Raw genomic sequence first — 26,106 nt, 5'->3', positions numbered from 1 at the left:
GTCAACGACCCGCCGGAGCGAACCAAAACAAACCTCCGGCTCACCCCGCACGACCCGCGTCGTGCTCGCGGCAGTAGGCGATCATCTGGTCGACCGTCATGGTCGACTTGTCGACGCGGCCGACCTTCCCGCCGGCGCTGGCAGCAGGCTTCGGCGCGGCCGGCGCTGGCTTTGGCTTCTCGGCCTTCGGCGCCGTGGGAGCGGCCGCGGCGGCCCCTTTCGCGCCGCCGCGAGCAGCAGCCAGGATGTCGGCCGTCGACTGCTTGCCGCTCGCCGGCTTAGCAGCAGCCGCAGGAGCCGCAGGAGCCGCGCCGCCTGCCTTGGCGCTTCCCTGCATACGAGCCATCTCGAGCGGCGACAGCTTCTTCCCACCCGCGTCGGCAGCTGCCGGCTTCGCGGCGGCGGGCGGGGCTGCCCGTTTGGCTTCGGCCTTCGCCTTCGACTCCTCGGTCGGCTTGTCGACCACCTTCAGGGCGCTCAGGTCGATGTCGAACCAGCCAATGTTCGTATGGTAGTCGAGAAACTCCACCAGCGCCCGGCCGCTCATGTTCACGGTCTTCACCTGGCCGACGTAATGCTCGAACCGGGCCAGCTCCGGCCGACCCGGATCGACGACGACGTACTTGTCGGTGTACTGCTGTTTGAGCGCTTCGACAGACTCGGTGAACGTCGGCATCCGCATGCTCCGCGAGATCAGGCCACTGGCGCGGCGACGAAAGACAAGGACCGGCAGCCGTCGCCCGGCGGCAGGCCCTCGATTCTCTCCGAAACGGCTCCCCCATTCAAGCGACAGGCGAGCCGGCTGCGCCAGCCTCCGGCGGCCCCGCCCAGCCGCTTCATTGCCACCGCTTCTCTTCCCATTCATAATCGGCCCGACCCGCGTCCTCGCGGCGCCAGCTACCAGGCAAGCCACTCTCCACGCAACTCACGAGGAATCGACATGATCAAGCAACTTCCAGCGGTCGGAGCGCTGCTCCTCTCGCTCGCCGCGTCGACGGCCTATGGTCAGGAATATCTCACCGGCATCGAGTGGCAGGAGCCGCCGATCGTGACCCCCGGCGCCAAATGCGGCGACGCCCCGTCCGACGCGGTCTTCCTGTTCGACGGCAAAGACCTCTCCGCCTGGAACGGCGCCGAGACCTGGAAAGTCGAAGACGGAGCCATGGTCGTCGGCACGAACATGATTGAATCGAAGCAGGCGTTCGGCGACTGCCAACTTCACATCGAATGGTCGGCCCCGACGCCCCCCGTCGGCGAAAGCCAAGGCCGCGGCAACAGCGGCGTCTTCTTCGGTCCATACGAGCTGCAGGTGCTCGACTCCTACGGCAACAAGACCTACTACGACGGTCAGGCGGCGTCGATCTACAAGCAAACCCCGCCGATGGCCAACGCCATGCGTCCGCCAGGCGAGTGGAACGTCTACGACATCGCTTGGACGGCTCCGCGATTTAAGGCGGACGGCTCGCTGGAGTCACCCGCGTTTATCACGGTGCTCCACAACGGCGTGGTCGTGCAGAACCACTTCCAGCTGCTGGGCAACACGCCGTTCAGCGACCCGCCCAGCTACAACCAGCACGACGTGAAGCAACCGATCCGCCTGCAGGACCACGGCAACCCCGTGAAGTTCCGCAACATCTGGATTCGTGAAACGAAGCCGGCCGTCGGCAAGCGGACCCGCGAGCCGTTTATTCGCAACGGAGACAAGGAGACGCCGGTGAAGACCGGCGGCTGAGAGGAGTGAGCGAGGCCGGCCGTCGCGGTCGATCAATCGAGCAGTTCGATGGCGTAGCGCCAACGCACCGTCGTTGGCGCTACGTCGCTGGACGTGATCGCGCGTTCGATGCTGATGCCGTCGGCGGCGATCGCAAGGCGAGGCGACGCCGACTGGCCGTCCGTCGGCAACGGTTCGATGCGAATCAAATCGGCGGGCGTCGCTTCAGCGACGCGTTTGTAGCGGCTCGCCACGCGTATCAGTCCGTTCCGTTTGATGCGGCAGGCGGCGTCGAAAATCAACCGCGGCGCGTGCGCTGTCGGATCGGGTGCAACGCCGAGCGACCAGTGGTTCGGCCCGGACATGCCTACCAGTGCGGCCAGCGATCCGTCGCGGCCAGCCAGCGGCTGCACATGCAGCGACTGCAGCGCCGGATGCTCCAGCGATTCGTCGTCTGGCGCCACTTCGATCGATCGCAGCACGACCAACTCGCTCCCGTCGGCCTGGACCGCGACCAACTGATGGGCGTAACGATCGGCGAGTTGCACGAACTGCACCCGCAGGCGACGATTGCCGACGGACGATTCGATTTCAGCAACTTCGTCGTCTGCCATCGGATTAAGAAGAAACCTCTCGCAGAGGCGCGGAGTCGCAGAGGGTGTAGCTGCTTACCTCTCTCGTCTTCACTCTGCGCCTTTGCGCCTCTGCGAGAGACCCGTATCGAACAAGCTCAAGGATCAATCGTCATCTTCCTCAACCGGCTGCCCCGCGCGCCAGCGGAGGGTCGCGTCGAGGAACCCCTGGATGTCGCCATCCATCACGGCGTGGAAGTTTCCCTGACCGTACTTGGTCCGGGCGTCCTTCACGCGCTGATCGGGATGCAGGAAGTAATTGCGGATCTGCGAGCCAAAGCCGGTCTTCGCCTGCTGTTGGTACTTCGCCGCTTCGGCCGCTTCACGCTTCTCGTCTTCCATCCGCGCCATGCGGGCCCGCAGCATCTTCCACGCGGTGGCGCGGTTCTTATGCTGCGACCGTTCGCTCTGGCATTGCACGACGATGCCGGTCGGGAAGTGGGTGAGCCGGATGGCGCTGGACGTTTTGTTAACGTGCTGGCCGCCGGCGCCGCTCGCGCGAAAGGTATCTTCGCGGATATCGTTGGGGTTGATCTCGATCTCAACCGAATCGGAGATCTCCGGCGAAACGTCGACCGCGGCGAAGCTCGTCTGCCGTTTGCCTTCGCTGTTGAACGGACTGATCCGCACCAGTCGGTGCATGCCGGTCTCGCCTTTGAGGTAGCCGTAGGCCATCGGACCTCGGATAGCGATCGAGGCGTGGTTGATCCCCGCCTCTTCGTTGTCCTGGCGGTCAATCAATTCCACCGTGTAGTCGTTCTTCTCCGCCCACATGAGGTACATGCGCAGCAGCATCTCGGCCCAATCGTTGGCGTCGGTGCCGCCGTCGCGGGCGTTAATGGTTAGGATCGCCCCGGCCGCATCATGGGGGCCATTGAGCAGGGCCCGCAGCTTCAGTTCTTCGAGCAGCGTCTCGATCCGCTCCACCTCGGGCGGGACTTCGGCGGCAAACGAGTCATCTTCCTCCGCCATTTCGAGCATGGCGGCAAGATCATCGCTCGCTTTGAGCGCCTCGTCGAGCGGCTTGACGATGCCGATCAGGCCCTTGCGTTCAGCGACGCGCTCCTGGGCTTTCTCCTGGCTATCCCAAAAGCTGGGGCTCGCCATCTCCTGATCGATCGCCGCGATGCGCGATTGCTTGCCGGCACAGTCAAAGAGAGTCCCGCAGCTGGACAATCGTCTGGCGGATCGCTTCGGCGCGGTCGTACCACTGGCTGTCCAACATTGTTGCGAGACCTCAGGAAGGGCAGGGAAAGGGGTCGGGAGTCTTTTGCCACTGGGTGGCTTCATCCGAATGGAGCATCGCCAGCGGCAAAAGACTCCCGACCCCGTTGGCCCGTCATTCTACGGCACGTCGACGCAGGGCACGAGGGGGCCTAGACTTGGTGTATGGCGCGTGTGGTCTTGGCAATGTCGGGGGGAGTCGATTCGAGCGTCGCGGCCCATCTGCTGCTGGAGCAGGGTCACGAGGTGATCGGCGTGTTCATGCGCCACGGGCAAGCCTCGCCGGTGGCTTGTGCGGTGGAGGCGACTCCAGCGAGCCGGGACGTCCCGACCCCGGCGCATTCTGCGCGTTCAAAGCACCAAAAACAAAACGCCGGGGGCGAGACGCCCCGGCTCGCGGCGACTCTGCCTGTCGTGAATCGACTGGATCACAAGCAAGGCTGCTGCACCGCCTCCGACGCCGAAGACGCTCGCCGCGTCGCCGACCGCTTGGCGATCCCGTTCTACGCGCTGAACCTCGATCAAGAGTTCAGCCGCATCATCGACTACTTCGTCGACGAGTACGCCGCCGGGCGGACGCCGAATCCCTGCGTCCAGTGCAACAACTGGATCAAGTTCGGCAAGCTGTTCGATTACGCCGACAGCGTCGACGCCGAGTTCGTGGCCACCGGTCACTACGCCCGGATGGCAACCGGCGCGAATGGCGACGCGAAGCTGCTTCGCGGTCGGGACGATTCGAAAGATCAGTCGTACGTCTTGTTCGGAATCAAACAGCGATTTCTGAAACGGATGTTGCTCCCGGTCGGGGACTACGAAAAGCCCGAGATTCGCCGACTCGCCGCAGGCGTGGGGCTGAACGTCGCGATGAAGAAAGACAGCCAAGAGATCTGCTTCGTCACGCAGGGGCACTATCGCGAATTCATCAAGGATCGTCAGGCGCGACGCGGCGACCTTCTCGCTGGCGAGACGATAGGCGGCGAATTTGTCCTCACTTCGGGCGAAGTCGTCGGACAGCATGACGGCATCGAGGGCTTTACGATCGGCCAACGCAAGGGACTCGGCATCGCGTTCGGCGATCGCAAGTTCGTCGTGAGGATCGAGCCGGAGACGCGCCGCGTGGTGCTCGGCGATCGTGAAGAACTCGGCCGCGGGAAGTTGACGGCGCAGGACTGCAACTGGTTGATCGACCCGTCGATGCTGCCGACGCGCGGCTTGGCTCAGATTCGCTACAACGCGACGCCGGCCTGGGCTGAGTTCGACCTGGACGCCGGCGGGCGTTTGCATGTCCAGTTCGACGAGCCCCGTTACGGCGTCGCGCCGGGGCAAGCGGTCGTCTGCTACGACGGCGACCGCGTGCTGGGCGGCGGTTGGATTGAATGAGTGAGCGTGAGCTTGGTTTTTTGGTGAGTAGGTGAGTAGGTGAGTAGGTGAGTAAGTGGGCTTCCACTCTCGTCATTCTGAGCGGAGCGAAGAATCTATTAACTCGTTTGATAAGCTAGTTCCTTCGCTCCGCTCAGGATGACGCACCAGACCTACTCACCTACCCACTTACATACTCATATACGGATTCGACGACGCCTCTTCCTGCTGCGGCCGTTGGCTCTCAGCAAACTTATAGGCGGCGTGGCCGAACACCAGCGCGAGCGGAATCAGGCAGGCTCCGCAGCGCAATGCGGCGCGAGCATGTTCGTTGAGTCCACTTCGATTGGGCAAATAGGCCGACGCAAGCGTGATCGCAGCCCACAGCCCGGCGGCGTGGAGCGGGTCTAACTTCGAGTAATGGGTCGCCAGCAACAACAGCGATCCGGCCAGCATGACAATGGGTCCCGCAGCGGCTTCGGGTCCTGCCTTCACTCGCCACAGAAGCGTGGCCAAAAAGCAGCCGCCGACCGAAGCGGCCAGCACGCCGATCGACTGAGCGTAGACGAACGAACCGCTCAGCCCGGCAACAGCAGCCGTGCAGGAGAGCGAAATCGCCGCTAATAGTCCGCGCGTGCGCGGCTGGTCGGTCGGATCGTTCGCTTCCCACAATCGCCACGCCAGGAGCAGGGCGCACGCCACGACGGCAATCACCGCGATCGCTTCGCCGACGCCCCACGCATCGCTTGCGAAGCCGCTGGCGCGAACCTCGGCGCTTGGCAGATACTTGCCGCCCCACATCAGCCATAGCGGGGCCGCTGCGGCCAGCGGAACGCTCAGCAGCCACCGCCACTTGCGACGACCCTCAAGAACGGCCGCCGCGATCGCGGGGATGACGGCAACGAGGCCGATCATCCAAGTCCATTGATGTGCGTCGTGCGGCGACGCCATCTGCTGGATGGCAGACGCGAATCCCACGCCGCCCGCTTCGACGGCAGTCATCCCCGCCAAGTAGCCTGCCAGCACGCCGGCCGACCATGCGACTCTTGCGCGGCTGGAAAGAAGCCAAGCCAGCGAGAATGCCGCAATGGCGACAAGCAGCGGCGCCAGGCCGCCGAGCAAGAAATCTTTGGGTCCGAGCATGATCATCTCGCCGCAATGGAAGAAAGCCGTAGGCCAGATCGGATGATCTGACCTACGGCGCGAAAAACGACAACGGCCACCAGCAGAGCCGGTGGCTTCGATTGCATCTGCCTCGATCCCGGCTCGGCGCGGACCGCCTGGCGGAAAGCCCGACCTACTTGCGGACGCCTTCGAAGCTAATCGTGACGGCCACTTCGTCGCCGATATTGGGGACCATCTTCGTCATGCCCCATTCACTGCGGTTGAGCTTCGTCTGGCAGTTGAAGCCGGTGCGGAAATCCTGACCGGTCGGGCCGGGACCTTCGCCGAGCTTTTGCAGGTTAAGCGTGACCGGCTTCGTTTGGCCGTGCATCGCAAGATCGCCGCTGACGACGTAGACCGTCGTTTCGCCTTCCTTTTTGACGGCGACCTTGTTGCTTTTGAAGCTGATCACGGGGAACTCGCCCGTGTTCAAGAAGTCGGGGCCGCGGAGGTGGTCGTCGCGTTTGGCGTCGTTGGTGTCGATGCTGCCCGCGTCGATGGCGAGCGTGAACGACGCGGCTTCGGGCTTGGCGGGATCGAGGGTAAAGTCGCCGCTTACTTTGTTAAAGCGACCATAAGTGAAGCTGTAGCCGAGGTGGCTGATGCCGAAAATCACTGAGGTGTGTGAGGGTTCAACGGCATACTCGTCGGCGCGGAGGGAGTTTTGGAGTGAAGCGAAGCCAAGCGCGAAGGCGAGGGCGAGCTTTGCGGTGCGGAACATCAACAGACTCTCCTACTGGTGCATTGTGGCGGGCTGCCGCACGGGCAGACGCCGTCATTCTAGGCGCCGGGCGCCATTTGGAAACTCGCCGTCATCGCCGCGACGCACCCGTCCGCCGCAGCCGGTCGCAGCGATGCCGCGGCAAGTCTTTGGCGGGCGGGGGCTTAAGCGAATTTCGCTCGCGGCGGCAAGTGTTCTCAGCGATCAGCGAATCGCCTATGATGACGGCGAGGTTTTCCGCTCCCACCGTCTCCCCGAGCCATGCAGTCAGCTATGACGTTCGCACCTTTCACGCTCGCGGCCCTCGAAGGGACGCAGCTGGCTCTGATCGCCGGCATCATCATCGGCGTGGTGATCCTGTTGGTGTTCATGGCCGTGATTCTGAATTTCGGCGGTCTGTGGATTCGCGCCTACACGTCGAACGCGCGCGTCAGCTTCTTCGAGCTGATCGGCATGAAGCTGCGTCAAGTGAACGCGAGCACGATCGTTGACGGCAAGATCATGGCGATGCAAGCGGGCGTCGGCACCGATCCGGAAACCGGCATCACGACGCGCCGGCTCGAAGCGCACTACCTCGCCGGCGGCGACGTGCCGCGAGTGATCAACGCGATCATTGCGGCGCAGCGGGCCGACATCGACCTAGACTTTGATCGCGCCGCGGCGATCGACTTGGCGGGCCGCGACGTGCTGGACGCCGTGCGGACCAGCGTCTATCCCAAGGTGATCGATTGCCCTGATCCGGCTAAGTCGCCCAGAACCACTCTGAGCGCCGTCGCCCGCAACGGCGTCGAGTTGAAGATTCGCGCCCGGGTGACGGTGCGGACGAATCTCGCGCAGCTAATTGGCGGCGCCACCGAGGAGACGATCATCGCTCGCGTAGGCGAGGGCATCATTACTTCAATCGGCTCGGCCGCGAATCATCTGGAGGTGATGGAGAATCCCGACCGCATCTCGAAAGCCGTGCTGCAGCGCGGACTCGACGCCCACACGGCGTTCGAGATCGTCTCGATCGACATCGCCGATATCGACGTCGGCGAAAACATCGGCGCCCGTTTGCAGGCCGATCAGGCCGAGGCCGATACGCGGATGGCGCAGGCGCTGGCCGAACAGCGCCGGGCGAACGCGATCGCGCTCGAGCAAGAAATGCGGGCCAACGTCGCGGCGAACCGGGCCGGCGTACTCTTGGCTCAAGCGGAAGTGCCGCGGGCGATGGCCGAGGCGTTCCGCCAGGGAAATCTCGAGCGCTCGGGCGCCAACGGCTCGCAGCACTAGAGCGAACCTCAGATCACTGCAGCGTCCTGAGCCCTGCGGCTCACTCAGGGTGAACTCAGCGAACCAGCTGGAATCTCGTTTGATTCGCAAGGTCCTTTGCCGAGTCCGCCGTGAGGGAGGCTTTGCACGAAAAATCTGTGGCAGGGGTCTCCGACCCCGAAGCAGCGCTGTGTTACCACATCGGGTTGTGGCGGTGATCTAAATCGGCGTCGGAGACGCCTCCCTCAGATCATTTTTGGTGCAAAGCCCCGTCAGGGGTGAGAAGCCCGCTGACTTCGCCGTCAGTTCGCGTCGAGCGCGTAATCGAAGAGTATGTACTCAGTGGACGGGGAACCGTCTTCCAAGTTTCGATTTAACTCCTTCACGAGCTTCCATCGCTGGCCATCGTAGGCGAGCGGAAACTCTGCGACTTCTACCTGTTGCTCATCGTCGACCTTGAGCGTCTTCGCCGGCGCGTCTGGCGCGTCTTTGCCTTGCTTCTCGGCCTCCTCCTGGAGCTTGGCCTGCGCCGCCGCGTTGAGGGCCTGCGGCGCGAGCGCCCGCTTGGTTTCAATAAAGACGATCGCCTCCGGAAACTCAGACCCGGCGGGCGGCGAAAGTAATTTGTGAAAGGCGCGGCGCTGCGAGATGACGCCCGATCCCGAAGCGGCCTGCGCCGTGACGATAGCGGAATCGAGCCGCTGCATGACGCGAGCTAACTTGCCTTCAGGCGTGTCGTTTGGCGGCAGCGCTGGCACGGAGGGGATCTTGGCAGGCTTCGAGTCGCAGCCTGCCAGCGATGCAACGGCCGCCATGACGAAAAGACACGTCAGCCAACGTCGCGTCTCGCAGGATCGAACCGCTGCATACGCCATCATGGAATTCCTCGAGAACGCGAGTACGTGAACACGACGCGCATTCCGCTGAAACTCCAGCGAGGCATCGAAGGGGAGCCAAATGATCGCTGGTTGACTACAACCCGCCGAACGGATCGTCTTCGGCGGGCGCTTCCTCGCCGCCTTCGGCCGGTTGCTCTTCCGCCGGTTTTTCAGCTTCGGATGCATCTGCCGAGTCTGCTGCGGGCGCTTCGTCGGCAGCCGCTGGCTCGTCAGCGGCGGAAGCCTCCGTCGTCGCTTCGCCGAATGGGTCGTCAGCGGAATCAGCAGCCGGATCAGCCGACGCCGCCGGCTCGGCGGGAGCTGCGTCGGCCGGGGTTGCTTCGGTTGCTGAATCGGCAAATGGATCGGAATCGTCTGCCGGAGGCGTCTCCCCAAACGGATCCGACTCGGCCGGGGCCTCGGCGGGCGTTGCCGCGGGCGTCGACGACTCGGCGGGAGCGGTTTCGCCGAACGGGTCGGCGTCCGTCACGGGCGTGGCCGACTCCGCAGCAGCGGCCTCGGCGACGGGTTCAGCAGCAGGGATGCCGAGCGCCGGATCGGCGGCGAACGGATCGTTCGGCTGTTGTTCTTGGTTTTGCTCGGACGTTTCTTCCTCGAACAGTTCGTCAGTGGCGTTTGCCGCCCCCAATTCGGTCGCCTTGTCCGCTTCGACTGGTTCAGCGGGTGGTTCGTCGGCAATCATCTCTTGAGTAGGCGTCTCGCCAAAAACGTTTCCAGCGTCAACCGTGTCGCTGGGCGTGGTAGGACCATCCGCAGCGGCCGCCTCGTCGGCGGGCAGCGCGAAGGGATCGCCGCCCGCGTCACTTGCCGGCGGAGCTGCAGCATCGGCGGGCGTCTCCGACTCGGCCGGCAGTTCAGTCCCGACGGCCGGTTCGCCGAAGAGGTCGTCGGCAGGAGCAGCCGGTTCATCCGTGGGAGCAGGAGCTGGCGTGGGCTCTTCAGTTGCCGGGGCGTCGGTGGCGCCGAAGGGGTCAGCTTCAGCCGCCTCAGCAGGCATGGCCGATTCCGTGGCAGCGGGTGCGTCAGCGGCAGAAGCATCAGACGAGAATGGATCGGCGGCAGCGTCGGCAGCAGGTTCCGTGGTGGCTTCAGCCGGCGCGGCTGGGGGCGTTGAGGGGGCTGAAGTTGATGAAGCTTCCTCGGCGCCAAATGGATCTGCATCGGCGGCCGCGGGTGTTTCAGCGGGCGCCGTCGCGGCTGCCGCAGGAGTCGTGGCGGCAGGTTCGTCCGTAGCTCCGAAAGGATCACTCTCCGCCGGCGCGGCAGCCGGCTCAACGACGGGGGCTGCGACCGCGGCATCGGTGGCGGGAGCGCCGCCAAAGATATCATCAGCCGGAGCGGGCGGGATCGTCGACGCCTCGGCGGGCTCGCTCGCCATTGACGGCCCGGCAAACGGATCGGCGGCCGGCGCGGCAGGTTCAACAGCGGGCGTGGCCGCGGGGGCCGAGGGCATGGCAGGGGTCGCGGCGGCAGCTGGCACACCGGACCCGCTAAACGGATCGGCAGTGTTGTCCGCCGTCGGACGAGCGGTCTCTTCTACCAGCGCGGGCTGCGGCGTCGGCGGCGCGGCCGGCGGCACAGCAGACGGCGCGGGCGAACTCGCCGGCGCCGCTGCAGCAGTCGTCCCTGCTGACGGCGCAGCTAGCTTGCCGAGGTCGGCCGGGGTCTCGTTGCGCAGCACTTGTTGCTCGCGACTTTGCAGTTGCTCGTAACGCGTTTGCGTCAGTTCGTGATTCTTCTGGGCCTGCTGAATGCGGGCCTGACGGCGATGGCGCTCGACGAGTTGGCGATTGGATCCCTGGACTCGGCTCAGCGCTTGTCCAATGGCTCCGGTCGCGCCGGGGTCGCGAGCTTCATAGGCTGCCCCGATGGTCAGATCTTGCTCGGCTTCGTATTGACGGCCCGTGCGGAGACGGGCGAGCGCACGGTAGTAGTAGACCCGCGGGTCGGTAGAACCGGCGTCAATGACTTGGGAGAACTGGTCCTCGGCGACCGAAACCTGGCCCCCGAAGTAGTTGTGGACCCCGCGTCCGTAAATCTCGGTGAGTTCTGGAGAATCCTGCGCGGCCGCAGGCCGTAACGACAGTAGAGCGACCAGCAGGCCGCCGACGGGAAGCACGGAGAGACGCATCGAACGCGTAGGACAACGCTTCATTTCTTGGAACTCCGCCCAGCGGGCGCTACCGATTGATCCGGAAGTTGAGGGCGACCCAACAGCGGTCCTCGCTGCTGGCTGCCAAAACATGGCGACCAAGGACGATCGGAGGGGGAGCATCCAAGCATTTCTCCAAGCTCGCATCTTAACGACGAGATTGCGAGCAAACAACGTTCGGCCTGCAAACGGAGGGCCATTCGACCCAAATGGCGGGTTCAGCGGCGGCAAAATCGGCAAATCGGCCAATTCTGGATTGGTCCCGCGGACCCGGCCCATCGCAACTCACTGGGCCTGCGCCGTGGCGCCAGCCGCGCTCGCTTGCTCGATCTGCTTGATGAATCCTTCCAGGTCCTGTCGCTCGAGCTTCGAAACAGCCTCTGGACCGATGCTTTCGGCTTCGGCCTGCTTCCACGCGGCGACAGCCCCCGCCTCGTCGCCGGCCCCCAGAAGCGCCGCCGCGAGATGGTAATACTTGCTCGCGGTGGGATTCATCTTGACCGCTTCCTTCATGTCGGCTGCGGCTTGGTCGTACTGCTGTAGTTTGAGGTAGACCAGCGCTCGGGTGTCGAGCACGTCCGATATCGGTCCAAGCAATTCGATGGCCTCGTTCGCGGACTTCAGGGCGAGTTGCAATTGCTCGGGCGTCGTGCTCTTGAGCGCGAGAATGAACGCCAGATTGTTCAGCGCCGTGGCGCGAACCAGAACCGGGACGTCGTCCCGAGCGAGCAGCTTCTGATAGGCGGCGATGCTCTCGTCGAACTTCTCCTGAACCTCCAGCATCTCTGCTTCCAGCACCAACCGCCGAGCAGATTCGGGGTCGTCGCGCAAACCGCTGCGCACGATCTGCTCGACCGCCGCATCGAGCTTTGCAGGGTCTTCGTCGCGTCGGGCACGCAGGACTTCGACCGCAATTCGCATCGAATCGTCGAGACTCTGCGGCGCCGCCGCTCGCAGGCTGGCCAAACCTTCGTCGACGTTGCCGTACAAGGATTGCATGCGGGCGAGTTCAATTGCGGCGTCTGGAGCGCGACGCGCATACTCTTGCAATAGCGTGAGGGCGTATTCGTGATCGCCGGCGCCGTCGGCGGTCTGCGCCAACGCGCGGACGTACTTCAGCTGCTCTTCGTTGAGTTTCGTCAAATTCGGCGTCATGGCCTTCAGCATGTTGCGCACCTCGTCCTTGTCGCCGCGCGCCGACGCAAGGCGCAGTCGCAATTCATTCACCGAGCCGGCCAGTTCCGGATTGCCGGCCAGCCGCGTGATGCGGAGCGCCGCCTCCTCGAACTCCTTGCGTCCAATAAGCATGGACGCATAGGCGGTCTGCAGACGAGCGTCGTTGGGGAACTTGCCGATGGCGTCGAGCATCTGTTGCCGCGCCGCTTCCCAGTCGCCGAGTTCAAACAGCAGATGGCCGAGCTGGATTTCGCGTTCGGGCGTGAGCCCTCCACGAAGCTGCTTCACCTTGCGCAGCGTGTCGACGGCTCGCTGCCGCGACGCCGGGTCGCCGCGGAGACTCAACAGATCGACCAATTGATCGTAGTCTTCCGGCGTCGCGCCCTTGCCGTCGAATGCGGCGCTGAGCAGCTTTTCGGCGCGGACCAAATCTTTCAGTTCGCCGGTGGCGGCGAGCATTTTGGCGGCCTGGCGTCGCGCCCATGGACCGCTCGGATCGCCCTCCTTCAGTTTTCCCTCGTACGAGGCCTTCAGCAGCTTGTTCAAATAGACGGCCGCCTTGCCGCGATTGGCTTCGTTCGCACTGGCCCATTGCAAATAGAATTCCGCAAGCCGTCGCGCCACGTTGGGGTCATCGTCTCGACCGGCGTAAGCCAACAGGTAGATGTCCTCGGCTTCCTGCCAGCGCGTCTGGAGTTCGTAGTACTTGCCGGTCAGCAACGGCAGGTATTCGTCATCGAGCGCCAAGAACGCCTCGCGCAACGTCCGCTCGACGTCATTGGGGCGCTTTGCCTGCAGGTACAGCGAGACGAGCCGCGTCCACGCGTCGGGATCCTCAGGATTGATTTCGATCGCCTTTTTCATCGCCGCTTCTGCCGCGTCGGTTTTCTCGGCGCGAACGGCAATATCGGCGAACCAAGTTTGCGTGGCCGGGTCATCAGGCTTGGCCTTGGCGACTTTCTCCGCTTCTTCGAACGCCTTATCCTTCTCGCCCACGGCCGAGAGAATGTCGGCCGCCGTCGTGCCGAGTACGGCTGACCACGAGACGGCAGGAATTCGTTCCATGCGCTGACGAGCCTCTTGGACGCGCCCCCGTTCGGCCAGCAGCCGAATCTGCAGCGCCAAGGCATTGAGGTTCGAGGCGCCGAGTTCGAACGCCTTCTCGAAGCTCTTCAACGCTTGGTCGACGTTATTGTTGAGGACCAATTCCAACTGCCCTTGCGCTACCTGCAATTCGGCCAAGCCGGGCCGTTGCTTGATGGCCGCGTCGAGCAGTTGCTGACACTCGGCCAGCTCCTCTTTAGAAGTGGTCCCGCTAGCAAAGCCCGATAGACGACGTTTCACCTCGGTGAGCACGTACCCAGGGTCGTTCTTGCTTTTGACGATCTCCAACACCTTCTCTTGGGCGGCGCGCATCCCGGGGTCGTCGTTCTGCCGCAGCGCCAGATCGAACAAGGCATTGCGCGTCGGCAGGCTGTTCGGCGAGAGCTTCGCCGCTTCCTCCAGCGCGCGGCGCGCCTGGGTGAAGTCGCCAAGTTGCTCGAATCGGCCGGCCACGGCCGCCCAGACCAACGCCTTTTGATTGTCGGGGAAGGCATCCATCCCCTCGGTCGCAGCGATCAATTGCGCCGGCAGCTTTTCATCCCGAATTGCCGACAGCAAGTCAATCCGCAACGTGCGGAACGCCGCCGAGTCCTTGCCCTTCTTGACGATGCTGTCGAGTAGCTCCAGGGCCTTGGCCGGTCCGCTGTCAGGCTCTTGTGCGAGAAGTCGAATCGCCTGAATCTGGACGGTCGGGTCATTCGGATCGATCGCGTAAGCCTTCTTGATGGCTTCGCGTGCCTGGGTGAACAGCTGCTTCTGCTCGGCGGGGTCCTTGGTCTCGACGGCGCGCATGGCGAGCATTTGGCCTCGTAGCAACGCCTTCCGTGACGGCGCCCAGGTCGTGGCGACGACGCGCTTCGCGGCTTCCGCATCGATGTAGTCGTCGATTCGCGTCGCCAGCGCCTCCCAATTCTGCTCGGCTTTGGGCTTGGCGAGCATGTCTTTAATTTCGCGGTCGAGCTGGAGCATGCCCTCTTCGGGCTGATCTTGGCCAATCATGGCAAGAATCTGTTCCTGGCCCGACTTGGCCTGGGGCAACTCTGGATTGATCGCCAGCGCCGCCTTGTACGCTTCGAGGGCCAGGTCAAACTGCCCTAGCTGCGTGTGACAGAAGCCTTGAATCGCCGCGGCGAGCGCCTGGAGTTCCGAGAACCCGAGCAGGCGCGGACGGACGGCGGCTAGCTGCGCCGCCGCGTCGGCCCACTTTTCGTCCACGGCGGTCATCCGCGCTTGATGAAAGTCGGCCACTGCATTGACGCGTTCGTTGCCAAGCTCCCTCAGCGCTGCAACCTCTTTTTTGACGCCCTCAAAGTCCTTCTTGCTAATGAGCACCTCGACCTTGATGTTGGCGAGCCCCAACGCGGCCGGGAGGCCCAGCCGATCGAACTTCGTTTCCATCGGAAACGCCGCCAAGCCCTTTTCGACGATGGCGAGGGCGTCTTCCGGCTTATCGCGGAATGTTTCGATCCGCGCTGCGCGTTCGAAGAAATCAATGCGGTCGGGGTACTCTTCCATCCCCTTGGCGAAAAACTTGGCGGCCTCGGCGAGGTGCTTCTGCGCGTCTTTACGCTCTTGCTCGGCGCTTTCGCCCTTGGCGTCGGCCAGCGCCTGCTGGAAGTCGCTAATTGCCTCGGCGCCCTTGGCGTTCAACACGGCCGCATCATTCGGCTTCAGTGCAAACGCCTTATCCAGTGCGGCTCGCGCTTCCTCGTTATTGCCCGTGTTCTTCAGAAACTGGTATTGCAGCACATACGCGTCGGTCGACTCGGGATTCGCGACGATCATCTGATCGATGATGCGTTTGGCCAGCTCCGGCTCGCGTTCGTTCAAGTACGACGCCAGCATCGCGTAAACCAGCGGTTTATCGGGAGCTTGCGCCTTGGCGGCGTCAAAGGCGTCGGTTTGGTGATCGTAGCCGATGAGCTGATACGACCATTTCGCGGCCTCGGCCGGCTGCTGAGTCGCGAACAGACACTGCGCCTTCAAAGCTTTCAGTTCGGGATCGTTGACGCCCTGATCGAGAAGCTGATTGATATTACCGAGCGCCAAATCAGGCGCGCCGAATTTGGTCTGGATATCAACAAGCTTGCGGCGAAGCTTTTTGTTCGGCTCGGCGAAGTCTGGATCGCTGCCGGAGTCGCGCACCGCCGCCACGACAATCTGAAACGCCTTGCCTCGAAGCTCGGGCGCCAAGCTCTCGTCGTCGGTGATCTTGATGGCGACTTCGCCCAACCGCACGCGGGCCTCCGTTTCGCGCGGCCGCAACTGGACGTATTGCTGGAGGCTCTCAAATGCTTCCTCCAGATTCCCGGACGCCTCGGCGGCATCCGCCTTGGCGATCAGTCGCGTAGCGTTCTTGTCGACCTGATATCGCCAGAGAAAGAAACTCGCCACGACCAGGACGACCGAGCCGACGACGAGTCCCGCGAGCAGAGGATAATTGACGCGATAGCGTTGCATGGAAAGTTCGCTGCGTAGGTTTTGGCTAAGAAGCTTCGATCGAAGGATGGCTTCGTTTGACGTTTCGGCGATCCCGCGACGCCGCTACTGCAAGCGGCGCGCTGCCATTGCCCCGTCAGCGACGGAAACGATGACCAGCCAGAATCGATGCCGCCCTGATTCTCAGGAACCGTGCCGTGTCACGCCTCAGAATACCGCGAGGCGCCGCCCTGTGGGCGAGACGAGACGCCGTCCGGACGGGTTCCTCAACGTGGCATTAGGGCCTGTCAGGACAGGAGTTAAGTTCATCGTATCCCGGGTCGGGAGTGTGTCAACGATGCCGTCGGCGGCGCAACCGACACAGCCGTTGCGGCCCTTCCCAAGGGCCCTGAATAGCTACCGTAATGACGCCATGGAGGTCCTACGAGTAGAACCGGGGAGGCGTTCGGCGGGTGCGAATTGGTCAGTTTGACCCCACCGGGTAACAGGCCGATACTTCCATTACCGACTTGCCGACATGGATTTGCCGAGTCGCTGCGGGACATTCCCGCATTCTTCACATTACCCCCACCCACCCCAATCATTGCCCGCCGCGCGGCAGTCCCGTATGGCCATCACCGCGCCCTCGGTCGAAACGGTCTTCACCGCTCGGCAGATTACCAAGACCTACCATATGGGCGAGGTCGACGTGCAGGCGCTGCGCGGGGTCGATTTGGAACTCTACGCCGGCGAGTTCGTCGTCCTCCTGGGCCCCTCGGGGTCTGGCAAGAGCACGCTGCTGAACATCCTCGGCGGACTCGACGTCCCCAGCAGCGGCGAGGTCTTTTACCGCGATCGACAGCTAACCGAGTTCGACGACGCGGCGCTGACCCGCTATCGCCGCGAGCACGTGGGGTTTGTCTTCCAGTTCTACAATCTGATTCCGAGCCTCACGGCGCGCGAGAACGTGAGCCTGATCACCGAGATCGCCCGCGACCCCATGAAGCCCGTCGAGGCGTTGGGCTTGGTAGGCCTCGGCAAACGGCTCGACCATTTTCCGGCGCAGATGTCGGGCGGCGAACAGCAGCGGGTCGCCATCGCTCGTGCCGTCGCCAAACGCCCCGACGTGCTGCTCTGCGACGAGCCGACCGGAGCGCTTGACGTCCATACCGGCATTCTGGTGCTCGAAGCCATTCAAAAAATTAACGCTGAATTGAAGACGACCACCGTCGTCATCACGCACAACGCGGTGATCGCCGAAATGGCCGACCGGGTGATTCATCTCTCAGGCGGCGAAATCACCGGCGTTGAAACGCACTCTCGCAAGCGGCCGGCTTCGGAGTTGAATTGGTAGGAGGGTCAGTTGTCCGTGGTCCGTGGTCCGTTGCTGCTGTCGCAGGGTTCGTTCTCCCCGTATTTAGCAACTGACAACGGACCACGGACCACTGACAGACCTAGGCATCCCTCGCCACACAGAACACGCGCCGCCCAATGCTAATCCCGCCGCTAGATCGCAAAATGTTCCGCGACCTCTGGCACATGCGCGGGTTGGCGGCGGCCATTTCTGTAGTGATGGGCTGCGGCATCGCGCTGTTCATCCTCTCGCGGAGCATGCTCCACTCGTTGGAACTGACCCAGCAGACCTACTACGACCGCTACAACTTCGCCGACGTCTTCGCCTCGATCAAACGGGCGCCCGACGAACTGATCAATCGCATCAGCAAGATCCCTGGCGTGGCGATCGCCGAGCGCCGCATCGTGGTACCGGTAAATCTCTCGGTACCGGGGCTCGACGAGCCGGCGTCGGGACGCTTGATCTCCGTCCCCGACGTCGGGCGACCGAGACTCGACCAGCTCTATCTCCGCCGCGGCCGCTGGCTCACGCCTCGAAGCGACGACGAGGCGCTCGCCAGCGAAGCGTTCGTCGACGCCAACCAACTGGAAGTCGGCGATACATTTTCCGCGGTGATCAACGGCCGCATGAAGGAACTGCAAATCGTCGGCGTCGTCCTTTCACCGGAATACATCTACGAGATCAAGCCCGGCGGCATTGTCCCCGACAACCGCCATTTCGGCGTCTTCTGGATGAACGAAGAGGCCTTGTCGCTCGCGTTTGATATGGATGGGGCGTTCAACGACTTGGCGATCAAACTGATGCGCGGAGCGAACGTCGAGAACGTTATTCAGCGCGTCGACTACCTCATCGAACCATATGGCGGCCTGGGTGCGTTCGACCGGCGCGATCAGCTCTCTCACCAGTTCGTCGACAACGAAATCGAACAGAATCGCAATATGGGACTTTTCGCGCCCTCGATCTTTCTCGGCGTTTCGGCGTTTCTGATCAACGTCGTGATGTCCCGCACGATCAACAGCCAGCGCGAACAGATCGCCGCGCTCAAGGCCTTCGGCTACTCGAACCTTGAAGTCGGCTGGCATTACATCAAAGGGGTGCTGCTGATCGCGGCGATCGCGCTGGCCATCGGCATCCCTGCGGGGGCCTGGTTCGGGTGGCTGGTCACGCGGATGTACGCCCGGCTGTTTCACTTTCCGGTCTTCTTGTTTCGCATCTACCCTTCGGTTTTAGTTGCGGCGGCCGGCGTCGCCGCGTCGGCGGCGATCCTGGGGGCGATTGGTTCCGTATCACGGGCCGTCCGCCTCCCCCCCGCCGAGGCGATGCGCCCGGAGCCTCCGTCCGGGTTCGGTCCCACGATTTTGGAACGGATGGGCATCGGCCGCTTCGTGCCCCCCATCGCGCTGATGGTCGTACGCCAGTTGGAACGACATCCGATCAAGACCGGCCTCTCGACGTTGGCCATTTCGCTCGCCGTGGCCGTGCTGGTGATCGGCAACTTCTTCCAGGATTCAATCGACTACATGATGAACGCCCAATTCCATTGGGTGCAGCGGTTTGACGTCTCGGTCGCCACGACCGATCCGGTCAGCGATCGGGCCATGTACGAGCTCGCCAGCATGCCGGGCGTGATGCGGTGCGAGCCGACGCGAACTGTCTCGGCCCGCGTTCGCGCCGGCGCTCGCGATCGCCGCGTCGGCATTCGGGGCATCGAGCCCCAAAGCACCCTCTACGGTTTAGTCGACATGGACGGCCGCGAGACGCCGTTGCCGCCGCACGGTTTGCTGATTTCCAAGAAGCTGGCCGAAGTTCTCGACGTCAACGTCGGCGATTGGGTCGAAATGGAGGTCCTTACCGACAAACGTCCCAAACGGCGCGTGATGATCGCCGCCACGCTGAAAGACTTCGTCGGGCTAGCGGCATACATGGACCTCGAAGAACTGCGGCGCATCATGCTCGAAGGACAGGTGGTCAATGGCGTCAACCTGGAAGTCGACCCCGCTTACCAAGACGCTCTCTACCGCGAGCTTAAAGAGACGCCGGCGATTTCCACCGTGATGGTTAAGCAGCATTCCATCGACAGCTTCAACGATACGATTGCCAAGAACCTGGGCGTGATGAAGCGAATTAATCTCATCTTCGCTTGCATCATCGCCGCCGGAGTGGTCTACAACAGCGCACGCATCTCCCTCTCGGAGCGGAGCCGCGAACTGGCAACGTTGCGCGTGATCGGCTTCACACGGCAGGAGATCTCGTCGATCCTGCTCGGCGAACTCGCGATCGTCACCCTGTTGGCGATCCCCGTCGGCCTGGGACTCGGCACGTTCTTCGCTTGGTGGATGTGCACGGCGTTCGATCAGGAGCTGTTTCGCTTTCCGATGGTCGTCAGCAACCGCACCTACGCCTGGGCGTCGCTCGTGGTGATTGCCGCGTCCGCGGTTTCTGGATTGCTCGTGCGGCGCAGCCTCGATCACCTCGACCTCGTGGCGGTCCTGAAATCCCGCGAGTAAGCAAGCTAGACTTTAGAAATGCGAATGCTTAACCACGAATGCACGAAGACACGAAGGAAACACAATCAGGAGTTTTGGAACCACGGATGAACGTAAATAAACGCAGATGGAAATGCTCCTTAAGATCGGCGTTGATCTGCGTTCAACTGCGGTTCCCTACTATTCGGTACTTCTTCGTGCTTTCGCGACTTGGTGGTTAGTCTTCCTCACTGAATCGAAATGAAATCGCTCGTTCGCCGTATTCTGTTGTTCGGGTTCGTCGCCGCGGTTGCCGGGGCGATCATCCTCGGCCTGCGCCCAGCGGCGGTGGAGGCGGATCTGGCACGAGTCGTGCGCGGCGACATTCGCGAGACCGTCGACCAAGACGGTCGCACGCGGCTGCGTGAACGCTACGCCGTTTCGGCCCCGCTGGCCGGGCGGCTGCTGCGGATCGCACTCGACCCCGGCGACCAAGTGGAAGCTGGCGAAACGCTGGTGGCGAGCATCGAGCCGCGCGATCCCGAATTGCTCGACGCCCGCGCGTTGCTGCAGGCCGAAGCGAACGTCAAAGCCGCCGAGGCGCGTCTCGAACGGACGTCGCCGCTGCTGGATGAAGCCGTCGCGAATCTTGAGTTCGCCGAGGCGGATTTGCAACGCGCTCGCCAAGCCCAACAGGAAAGCCGCGGGTCGGTCACGCTGAACGAACTTGAGAACAAGGAGATGGTCCGTCGGACGCGGGCAGCGCTTGTCCGCGCGGCCGAGCATGCCCACGAAATCGCCAAATTCGAGCTCGCCCAAGCTGAGGCGGCGCTGATTCGGAGCCGACCATTGGGGGAGTCGACTCCCGACGCCGCCAGCAATGCCGCGGACGCCGCGACCGGCGACGCTGCCCGCACGCCCGCTCCCTATCCGCAGCAAGATCCGCAGTGGCACTTCAACATTCCCGCGCCGATCAATGGCCGCGTGTTGCGCGTCTTCCGCGAAAGCTCGGGCGTGGTCGCTGCCGGCGACCAGTTGCTGGAAATCGGCGACCCGCTCGATCTGGAAGTGGAGATCGACGTCCTCTCGCGCGACGCGGTCAAGGTGAAGCCAGGCGCTCCCGTGCTGCTCGAGGAATGGGGCGGCGAGCGCCCCCTGCACGGCGAAGTGAGGCTCGTGGAACCTTCGGGCTTCACCAAGATTTCGACGCTCGGCGTCGAAGAGCAACGCGTCAACGTTATTGTCGACCTGGTCGACCCGCCGCAATCTCGCGAGGCCCTGGGCGACGGTTTTCGGGTCGAAGCCCGCATTGTCACGGCCGAAGCAAAGAACGTGCTGAAGGTTCCCACGAGCGCCTTGTTTCGCGCAGGAGATGACTGGGCCGTCTTTCGCGTTGAAGATGGCATCGCGCGTCAACGCACGATCAAAGTCGGCCTCCAAAACGGTCTCGAGGCGGAGGTCCAAGAGGGACTTGCCGAGGGCGATCTGGTCGTGACCCATCCTGGCGATAACGTCGTCGACGGGCGGGCTGTGAAGGCCCGCTAGTCGTTGACATCTGCTCTCAAACCCCGAAGATGGCATCCCATGGCCGGTACAACTTCGCCGCTGGTCGGCGTCATTATGGGGAGCAAAAGTGACTGGGAAACGATGCGCGCCGCGGCCGACGTGCTTGCCGAGTTCGGCGTGCCGCACGAAAGTCAAATCGTGTCGGCCCACCGCACCCCGCAGCGGATGGCTGACTACGCGGCCCAAGCCGAGGGACGCGGCCTCGAGGTAATCATCGCCGGCGCCGGCGGGGCGGCCCATCTGCCCGGCATGGTCGCCGCGCAAACGGTGCTGCCGGTCCTCGGCGTGCCGGTGCAGAGCAAGGCGCTGAGCGGCATGGACTCGCTGCTGTCGATCGTTCAGATGCCCGGCGGCATCCCTGTCGGGACGCTCGCCATCGGCACGGCCGGAGCGAAGAACGCCGGGCTGCTCGCCGTGCGAATCCTAGCGAACACGCGGCCGGAGTTGCGGAAGAAGCTGCACGAGTTCCATGAGCGGCAGACGAACGACGTGCTCGGCCACCAGCTGGATTAACGCTTTGCCATGACGGCTTCTCCTGCAACGAATCGTGATGCGGCGCCAATTCTCCCTGGCGCCATGCTGGGCGTGCTCGGCAGCGGGCAGTTGGGCAAGATGTTCGCCATGGCGGCGGCGCGGTTGGGGTATCGCGTTCACGTCTACGCCCCCGAGCATGACGCTCCCGCGGCGGACGTCGCCTATCGCCAAACGATCGGTTCGTTCGACGACGAAGCGGCAGTCGCCGAGTTCGCTCGCTCGGTCGACGTGGTGACGCTGGAGTTCGAGAACATCTCCGCCGCCGCGACCGAAGCCGCGGCCCGCTTCGCCCCCGTACGGCCGGGCGGCCGGGTGCTCCACACGACGCAGCAGCGGCTACGTGAGAAGGGCTTTCTCAAGGCAGCGGGGATTCCCTGCACGCCGTTCGCCGAAGCGACGACGAAGGAACAGCTGGCCGCGGCCCTGGCCGAACTCGGCACGCCCGCCGTGCTGAAGACCGCCGCCTGGGGCTACGACGGCAAAGGGCAGTCGATCGTCCGCTCGGTCGCTGAAGCCGAAGCAGCCCACGCCGCCCTCGGCGGAGCACCGGCGATCCTCGAAGGGTGGGTCGATTTCGAGTGCGAAGTCTCGATGCTCGCCGCCCGCAACGTGCAGGGGGAGGAGGCGTTCTTCGGCCCGATTGCGAACGATCACGCTCATCACATTCTCGACGTTTCGGTGTATCCGCGGCCGGAAGTCGCGAAGCTGTTCGACGACGCGCGCGAAATCGCCCGCGCCGTGGTGCGGGAACTCGACGTGGTCGGCCTGCTCTGCGTGGAGTTCTTCCTGACGCGCGACGGCAAATTGCTGGTGAATGAAATCGCCCCGCGGCCGCACAACTCGGGGCACCTCACGATCGACGCCTGCGCTTGTTCGCAGTTCGAGCAGCAGGTGCGGGCGGTCTGCGGGCTCCCTCTGGGGTCGTTCGAAACGCTCGTGCCGGCCGCGGCGATGGCGAATCTGCTGGGGGACGTCTGGCAGGGGGGCGAACCGCGCTGGACGCGGGTGCTAGCCGATCCGCGGCTACGGCTCCACCTGTACGGCAAAGCTGAAGCTCGGCCGGGGCGGAAGATGGGGCATCTCACGGCGTTAGCGGGGACCGCGGAGGAGGCGGCGACGCTGGTGCGGGCGGCGCGGGAATCGTTGATTGTTCGCTAAGCCGCAAGCGGCTGGGGTGCGTATACTTGTGTGATGACACGCCGCCCATTTTTACTTCTGTCGCTCGCGATTTTGCTCGCTGCCGTCGTGCAGGCGGGGGTGGGCGCCTTCTCTTCGCAACCGGCGGCGGATGATGCCGACGCGAAGGTTTGCGGACCTTGCGGGCCGATTTGTTCGCTCAAGTAGGCTAACCGCGAGGGGGTCGCGGACCTTTTGCCACTGGCAGGATTGCTTTAGATGGAAAGTCCCCAGTGGCAAAAGGTCCCCGACCCCGTTTACTCGACGAGCCGAAGCTCCGCCCAGCAGCTGGGGTCTTCCTCGTAGGGAAACTCGGGGCCGGTGGAGAACGTCTGTTGTCCGCGCTCGCGGTCGTTGATCGCATAGGTGAACCCCAACCGCGGCTGTTGCGAAGGGTCGTAACCGCCGAGGGCGTCGGCGGGGGCGAAGGCCCAGAGGGTGTAGCCGCTGCCGCTGGTTTTCGCGCGGGCCGTGAGCTCGCGGGCGCGGGCCGGGCGGGCGTTTTCGCGGGCGCGATTGATGAGCAACTGCTCCGCCATCGGCTGGTCGCCGGCCGATCCGCCGCCGCGCGGCAGGTAAATGAACCGGTGGGAAAACTTGCCGGCGCGGTGGACGTTGAGGGTCGCGCGGGTGTCGATCCAGACTTGCAGGCCGTCGCTGTCCTCCAATCGCGAGTCGCGGCACCAGGGGAGCTGCGTCTTGCCGTCGACGGTCGCTTGCCACGCGAGCCCGCGAGGGCTCCAAGCCATCCGCACGTCGGCGAACGACGGCCGGCCATCGAGCTCCCCAAACGTCGGCAACGCGTAGCTCTCGTCGAGCACAAAGCCCTTGGGCGATTCGATCCCGTCGGCGCGCTTCACGTCGGCCGAGAAGCGGAAGAACTGGCGCGGCGGGAGGAGCGTGGCGTCGAGTGGTTCGATGTCGGACATGGCGATGCTGGTTGCTTGGTGCTGGTTGCTCGTTGACCCGCGGCTGGTGGGGGCAACGTGTGATCATGCTACTCCGATCGTTGGGTTGGGAACACTGGGGCCGTTCGCAGGGCCGACTGGCCGCTGAAGCTGCCAGTCCGAGGGGGGAATATGGGGAGTGGCGGGGTTTCGCGGGAACGTTCGTGATTCGTTATGCTTGAGCGCATGAAATCCATGCTTCTTTTCTGGTTGGCGTTGATTGTTGCTGGCACTGGGATCGTCTCGACGGAGGCGGCTGAGCCGGCGCCGGCTGATTTGGGGACGCGCGCTCAGGGGATTGATTGGCCCGACTTTCTGGGGCCGCGGCGGGACAGTCGTTCGCCGGAGACCGGGCTCGCTGCGGTAGCCGCGGACGTGGCCGGCGGGAAGCCGTTGCGGGTCGTCTGGCAGTGCGACCTCGGCGAGAGCTACTGCGCGCCGTCGGTCAGTCGCGGGCGGTTGTTTCATTTCGATCGGCATGGCGACGTCCATCGGCTCACGTGTCGAAACAGCGAAACGGGCGCGGAACTTTGGACCTACGAGTTGCCGGCAAGCTTCACCGACATGCTCGGCTACAACAATGGCCCGCGGGCGACGCCGGTGGTCGACGGCGAGCGGGTTTATGTCATGAGTCCCGAGGGGCTCCTCGCCTGCGTGCAGGTGGTCGACGGGAAGGAAATTTGGAAGGTCGATACGCTCCAGCAGTTTGGAGTGGTGAAAAACTTCTTTGGCGTCGGGAGCACGCCGATCGTGTGGGGCGATTTGCTCATTGCGAACATCGGCGGCAGCCCGCCGGGGAGTCCGCCGAACGTGTACGCGGCCCAAGGGAAGGTCGAGGGGAACGGCAGCGGGGTGGTGGCGTTCGACAAACTGACCGGCAAGGTCCGTTGGCAAGCGACCGATGAACTGGCGAGTTATGCGAGCCCGGTAATCGCTCAATTGCAGCCCCCGGCTCCGCCGGGGGGTGACGTCGAGCGGAATGGCGACCGCCCCCCCGGCGGAGCCGGAGGCTACAGGGAACGGTGCTTCGTGCTGGCGCGGGGCGGGCTGGTGGTGCTCGATCCGGCGACGGGGAAGGTTGATTTTCAGTTTCCCTGGCGGGCGAGCAAACTGGAGAGCGTCAACGCCAGCAGCCCGGTGATTGTTGATGATCAAGTCTTTATTTCGGAAGCTTACGGCCCCGGGGCCGCGCTGCTGCGCGTGAAACCTGACGGCGAACATGAGGTCGTGTGGCAGGATCAGCCGCGGAGTCGGGAGCGGTCGCTGGAGCTCCACTGGAACACGGCGGTCCACGACGCCGGCCATCTTTACGGCAGCAGCGGCCAGCATGGAGGAAACGCCGAGCTACGGTGCATTGACCTGGCGACCGGCAAGGTCGCGTGGCAGGAGCCGCGGCTGTCGCGATCGTCGCTGCTGCTGGTCGACGGCCATTTCGTCTGCCTGAGCGAGGACGGGAGCCTGCGGCTGCTGCGGGCGACGCCGGAGCGGTACGACCTGGCGGCCGAGATCACGCCAAGGGGCGAGGACGGGCAGCCCCTCTTGGAATACCCGGCATGGGCGGCCCCGGTGCTGTCGCACGGGCTGCTGTATGTGCGCGGGGCGAATCGGCTGGTTTGTCTGGAGCTGATTCCGTGACGCTCGGCGAGAGGCGCGCTCCGCTGGCGCGTCGCGGCCAACGCGGCGGGATCGACAAGATTTGCGCTCGTCGCCATTCTGTCGTTTTCCGTCGCTCTCCCTCGCGATGCGATTTTTGGCGACAGAATTCGATCGCCGTTAAGTCCTTTCTGTGAAACGCCTTGCGAATTGTGTCGCCTGGAATTTTGTCATCTTTGTCGCGACGAATTGGTGGGTTTACCCCAATCGTCGTGGGGCGATGCTGGAAGGCTTCGGACGCCTTTTGCCACTGGAAGGCGCACCAGCTTGTCAGACTCTCCAGTGGCAAAAGCCTCCCGCCACCGTGGGGCGGGCGCGGCGCGACAGGCATCGAACCGACCGTCGGTTGGCGGCGATAAGCGGACGAATTGCCAAAGAGAGGATAGGCTTGGCGCCAAAAATCTGCGGGAGGGGTCTCTGACCCCGAAGCAGCGCTGTGTTGCCACAACGGCTTGTGACGGTGATCAAAATCGGCGTCGGAGACGCCCCCCACAAATCATTTTTTTGGTGCAACGCCAGAGGCGATATATTCATTCGTACACTATCAGCACGAGTGGCCAATTTCAAGGGAAAAGTTAGGGGATTAACCGCCAAGCGCGC

At 63.7% G+C, this 26,106-nt stretch carries 19 protein-coding genes; 10 read left to right on the top strand and 9 right to left on the bottom strand.

The annotated features are described in order from the left end of the window. Positions 1-40: 40 nt before the first annotated feature. Positions 41-676 carry a hypothetical protein gene (locus tag I41_RS01745; RefSeq protein WP_145430358.1) on the bottom strand — a complete coding sequence of 212 codons (636 nt, stop codon included), beginning with the start codon at positions 674-676 and terminating at the stop codon, positions 41-43. 264 nt (positions 677-940) lie between these two features. Between I41_RS01745 and I41_RS01740 the strand changes: the two genes are divergently transcribed. After that, entirely contained in the window at positions 941-1,732 is a 792-nt protein-coding gene (locus tag I41_RS01740; protein ID WP_145430357.1) for a 3-keto-disaccharide hydrolase, read from the top strand. Positions 1,733-1,764: 32 nt separating this feature from the next. Here the strand turns inward: I41_RS01740 and I41_RS01735 are convergent, their stop codons facing one another. Both I41_RS01735 and prfB read right to left on the bottom strand, forming a co-directional pair. Beyond that, positions 1,765-2,325, bottom strand: a complete 561-nt coding sequence (locus I41_RS01735) for a hypothetical protein (protein ID WP_145430356.1) — start codon at positions 2,323-2,325, stop codon at positions 1,765-1,767. A gap of 123 nt (positions 2,326-2,448) precedes the next feature. After that, positions 2,449-3,565, bottom strand: a protein-coding gene (gene prfB / locus I41_RS01730; RefSeq protein WP_391524849.1) for a peptide chain release factor 2 whose coding sequence is annotated in 2 segments (ribosomal slippage) — positions 2,449-3,495 and positions 3,497-3,565 — 1,116 coding nt in all. Because the reading frame shifts where the segments join, the coding sequence is not laid out codon by codon here. Positions 3,566-3,732: 167 nt separating this feature from the next. Here prfB and mnmA point away from each other — a divergent pair. After that, complete coding sequence (gene mnmA, locus I41_RS01725; RefSeq protein ID WP_145430354.1) at positions 3,733-4,947, top strand: tRNA 2-thiouridine(34) synthase MnmA; 1,215 nt, start codon at positions 3,733-3,735, stop codon at positions 4,945-4,947. Positions 4,948-5,115: 168 nt separating this feature from the next. Here the strand turns inward: mnmA and I41_RS01720 are convergent, their stop codons facing one another. Together I41_RS01720 and I41_RS01715 are read right to left on the bottom strand one after the other, a co-directional pair. Next, positions 5,116-6,069 (bottom strand): hypothetical protein, encoded by a 954-nt coding sequence (locus I41_RS01720; protein WP_145430353.1) that lies wholly within the window; start codon positions 6,067-6,069, stop codon positions 5,116-5,118. Between the two features lie 154 nt (positions 6,070-6,223). After that, positions 6,224-6,811, bottom strand: a complete 588-nt coding sequence (locus I41_RS01715) for a YceI family protein (RefSeq protein ID WP_145430352.1) — start codon at positions 6,809-6,811, stop codon at positions 6,224-6,226. A gap of 273 nt (positions 6,812-7,084) precedes the next feature. On the opposite strand from I41_RS01715, the gene floA reads away from it, so the two are divergent. Beyond that, positions 7,085-8,083, top strand: coding sequence for a flotillin-like protein FloA (gene floA, locus I41_RS01710; protein WP_210421090.1), 999 nt, complete (start codon positions 7,085-7,087; stop codon positions 8,081-8,083). A 281-nt stretch (positions 8,084-8,364) separates the two neighbouring features. On the opposite strand, the gene I41_RS01705 is transcribed toward floA, so the two are convergent. The 3 genes from I41_RS01705 to I41_RS01695 form a co-directional block, all read right to left on the bottom strand. Continuing rightward, complete coding sequence (locus tag I41_RS01705) at positions 8,365-8,937, bottom strand: hypothetical protein (RefSeq protein WP_210421089.1); 573 nt, start codon at positions 8,935-8,937, stop codon at positions 8,365-8,367. Between the two features lie 97 nt (positions 8,938-9,034). Continuing rightward, positions 9,035-11,116: a tetratricopeptide repeat protein gene (locus I41_RS01700; RefSeq protein WP_145430349.1), complete on the bottom strand. Its 2,082-nt coding sequence runs from the start codon at positions 11,114-11,116 to the stop codon at positions 9,035-9,037. 282 nt (positions 11,117-11,398) lie between these two features. Then, the gene (locus I41_RS01695) at positions 11,399-15,853 is read right to left on the bottom strand and encodes a tetratricopeptide repeat protein (protein ID WP_145430348.1); all 4,455 of its coding nucleotides are present in this window, start codon (positions 15,851-15,853) and stop codon (positions 11,399-11,401) included. 586 nt (positions 15,854-16,439) lie between these two features. Between I41_RS01695 and I41_RS01690 the strand changes: the two genes are divergently transcribed. The 6 genes from I41_RS01690 (at position 16,440) to I41_RS26945 (ending at position 23,074) form a co-directional block, all read left to right on the top strand. Further along, positions 16,440-17,165: an ABC transporter ATP-binding protein gene (locus I41_RS01690; RefSeq protein WP_145430347.1), complete on the top strand. Its 726-nt coding sequence runs from the start codon at positions 16,440-16,442 to the stop codon at positions 17,163-17,165. Between the two features lie 137 nt (positions 17,166-17,302). Beyond that, positions 17,303-19,672, top strand: coding sequence for an FtsX-like permease family protein (locus I41_RS01685; RefSeq protein WP_210421088.1), 2,370 nt, complete (start codon positions 17,303-17,305; stop codon positions 19,670-19,672). 219 nt (positions 19,673-19,891) lie between these two features. Further along, positions 19,892-21,175 carry an efflux RND transporter periplasmic adaptor subunit gene (locus I41_RS01680; RefSeq protein ID WP_145430346.1) on the top strand — a complete coding sequence of 428 codons (1,284 nt, stop codon included), beginning with the start codon at positions 19,892-19,894 and terminating at the stop codon, positions 21,173-21,175. A 39-nt stretch (positions 21,176-21,214) separates the two neighbouring features. Continuing rightward, the gene (gene purE, locus I41_RS01675) at positions 21,215-21,709 is read left to right on the top strand and encodes a 5-(carboxyamino)imidazole ribonucleotide mutase (RefSeq protein ID WP_145430345.1); all 495 of its coding nucleotides are present in this window, start codon (positions 21,215-21,217) and stop codon (positions 21,707-21,709) included. A gap of 9 nt (positions 21,710-21,718) precedes the next feature. Continuing rightward, complete coding sequence (locus I41_RS01670; protein WP_145430344.1) at positions 21,719-22,888, top strand: 5-(carboxyamino)imidazole ribonucleotide synthase; 1,170 nt, start codon at positions 21,719-21,721, stop codon at positions 22,886-22,888. 33 nt (positions 22,889-22,921) lie between these two features. Then, on the top strand, positions 22,922-23,074 hold the full coding sequence (locus I41_RS26945) for a hypothetical protein (protein ID WP_168206608.1): 153 nt from the start codon (positions 22,922-22,924) through the stop codon (positions 23,072-23,074). Between the two features lie 89 nt (positions 23,075-23,163). On the opposite strand, the gene I41_RS01665 is transcribed toward I41_RS26945, so the two are convergent. Next, on the bottom strand, positions 23,164-23,835 hold the full coding sequence (locus I41_RS01665; RefSeq protein ID WP_145430343.1) for a DOMON domain-containing protein: 672 nt from the start codon (positions 23,833-23,835) through the stop codon (positions 23,164-23,166). A gap of 204 nt (positions 23,836-24,039) precedes the next feature. Between I41_RS01665 and I41_RS01660 the strand changes: the two genes are divergently transcribed. Continuing rightward, on the top strand, positions 24,040-25,488 hold the full coding sequence (locus tag I41_RS01660; protein ID WP_145430342.1) for a PQQ-binding-like beta-propeller repeat protein: 1,449 nt from the start codon (positions 24,040-24,042) through the stop codon (positions 25,486-25,488). Positions 25,489-26,106: the final 618 nt, after the last annotated feature.

The sequence above is a fragment of the Lacipirellula limnantheis genome (genome assembly GCF_007746075.1).
Lineage (GTDB): Bacteria > Planctomycetota > Planctomycetia > Pirellulales > Lacipirellulaceae > Lacipirellula > Lacipirellula limnantheis.
The sequence above is the reverse complement of the archived record's forward strand: the minus strand, read 5'-3'. Positions and strand labels throughout refer to the sequence as shown.

Excerpts from the sequence above, each read along its gene's own strand:
- I41_RS01745 (WP_145430358.1), bottom strand. The coding sequence starts at position 676 with ATGCCGACGTTCACCGAGTCTGTCGAAGCGCTCAAACAGCAGTACACC.
- I41_RS01740 (WP_145430357.1), top strand. The coding sequence starts at position 941 with ATGATCAAGCAACTTCCAGCGGTCGGAGCGCTGCTCCTCTCGCTCGCC.
- I41_RS01735 (WP_145430356.1), bottom strand. The coding sequence starts at position 2,325 with ATGGCAGACGACGAAGTTGCTGAAATCGAATCGTCCGTCGGCAATCGT.
- mnmA (WP_145430354.1), top strand. The coding sequence starts at position 3,733 with ATGGCGCGTGTGGTCTTGGCAATGTCGGGGGGAGTCGATTCGAGCGTC.
- I41_RS01720 (WP_145430353.1), bottom strand. The coding sequence starts at position 6,069 with ATGCTCGGACCCAAAGATTTCTTGCTCGGCGGCCTGGCGCCGCTGCTT.
- I41_RS01715 (WP_145430352.1), bottom strand. The coding sequence starts at position 6,811 with ATGTTCCGCACCGCAAAGCTCGCCCTCGCCTTCGCGCTTGGCTTCGCT.
- floA (WP_210421090.1), top strand. The coding sequence starts at position 7,085 with ATGACGTTCGCACCTTTCACGCTCGCGGCCCTCGAAGGGACGCAGCTG.
- I41_RS01705 (WP_210421089.1), bottom strand. The coding sequence starts at position 8,937 with ATGGCGTATGCAGCGGTTCGATCCTGCGAGACGCGACGTTGGCTGACG.
- I41_RS01700 (WP_145430349.1), bottom strand. The coding sequence starts at position 11,116 with ATGAAGCGTTGTCCTACGCGTTCGATGCGTCTCTCCGTGCTTCCCGTC.
- I41_RS01695 (WP_145430348.1), bottom strand. The coding sequence starts at position 15,853 with ATGCAACGCTATCGCGTCAATTATCCTCTGCTCGCGGGACTCGTCGTC.
- I41_RS01690 (WP_145430347.1), top strand. The coding sequence starts at position 16,440 with ATGGCCATCACCGCGCCCTCGGTCGAAACGGTCTTCACCGCTCGGCAG.
- I41_RS01685 (WP_210421088.1), top strand. The coding sequence starts at position 17,303 with ATGCTAATCCCGCCGCTAGATCGCAAAATGTTCCGCGACCTCTGGCAC.
- I41_RS01680 (WP_145430346.1), top strand. The coding sequence starts at position 19,892 with ATGAAATCGCTCGTTCGCCGTATTCTGTTGTTCGGGTTCGTCGCCGCG.
- purE (WP_145430345.1), top strand. The coding sequence starts at position 21,215 with ATGGCCGGTACAACTTCGCCGCTGGTCGGCGTCATTATGGGGAGCAAA.
- I41_RS01670 (WP_145430344.1), top strand. The coding sequence starts at position 21,719 with ATGACGGCTTCTCCTGCAACGAATCGTGATGCGGCGCCAATTCTCCCT.
- I41_RS26945 (WP_168206608.1), top strand. The coding sequence starts at position 22,922 with ATGACACGCCGCCCATTTTTACTTCTGTCGCTCGCGATTTTGCTCGCT.
- I41_RS01665 (WP_145430343.1), bottom strand. The coding sequence starts at position 23,835 with ATGTCCGACATCGAACCACTCGACGCCACGCTCCTCCCGCCGCGCCAG.
- I41_RS01660 (WP_145430342.1), top strand. The coding sequence starts at position 24,040 with ATGAAATCCATGCTTCTTTTCTGGTTGGCGTTGATTGTTGCTGGCACT.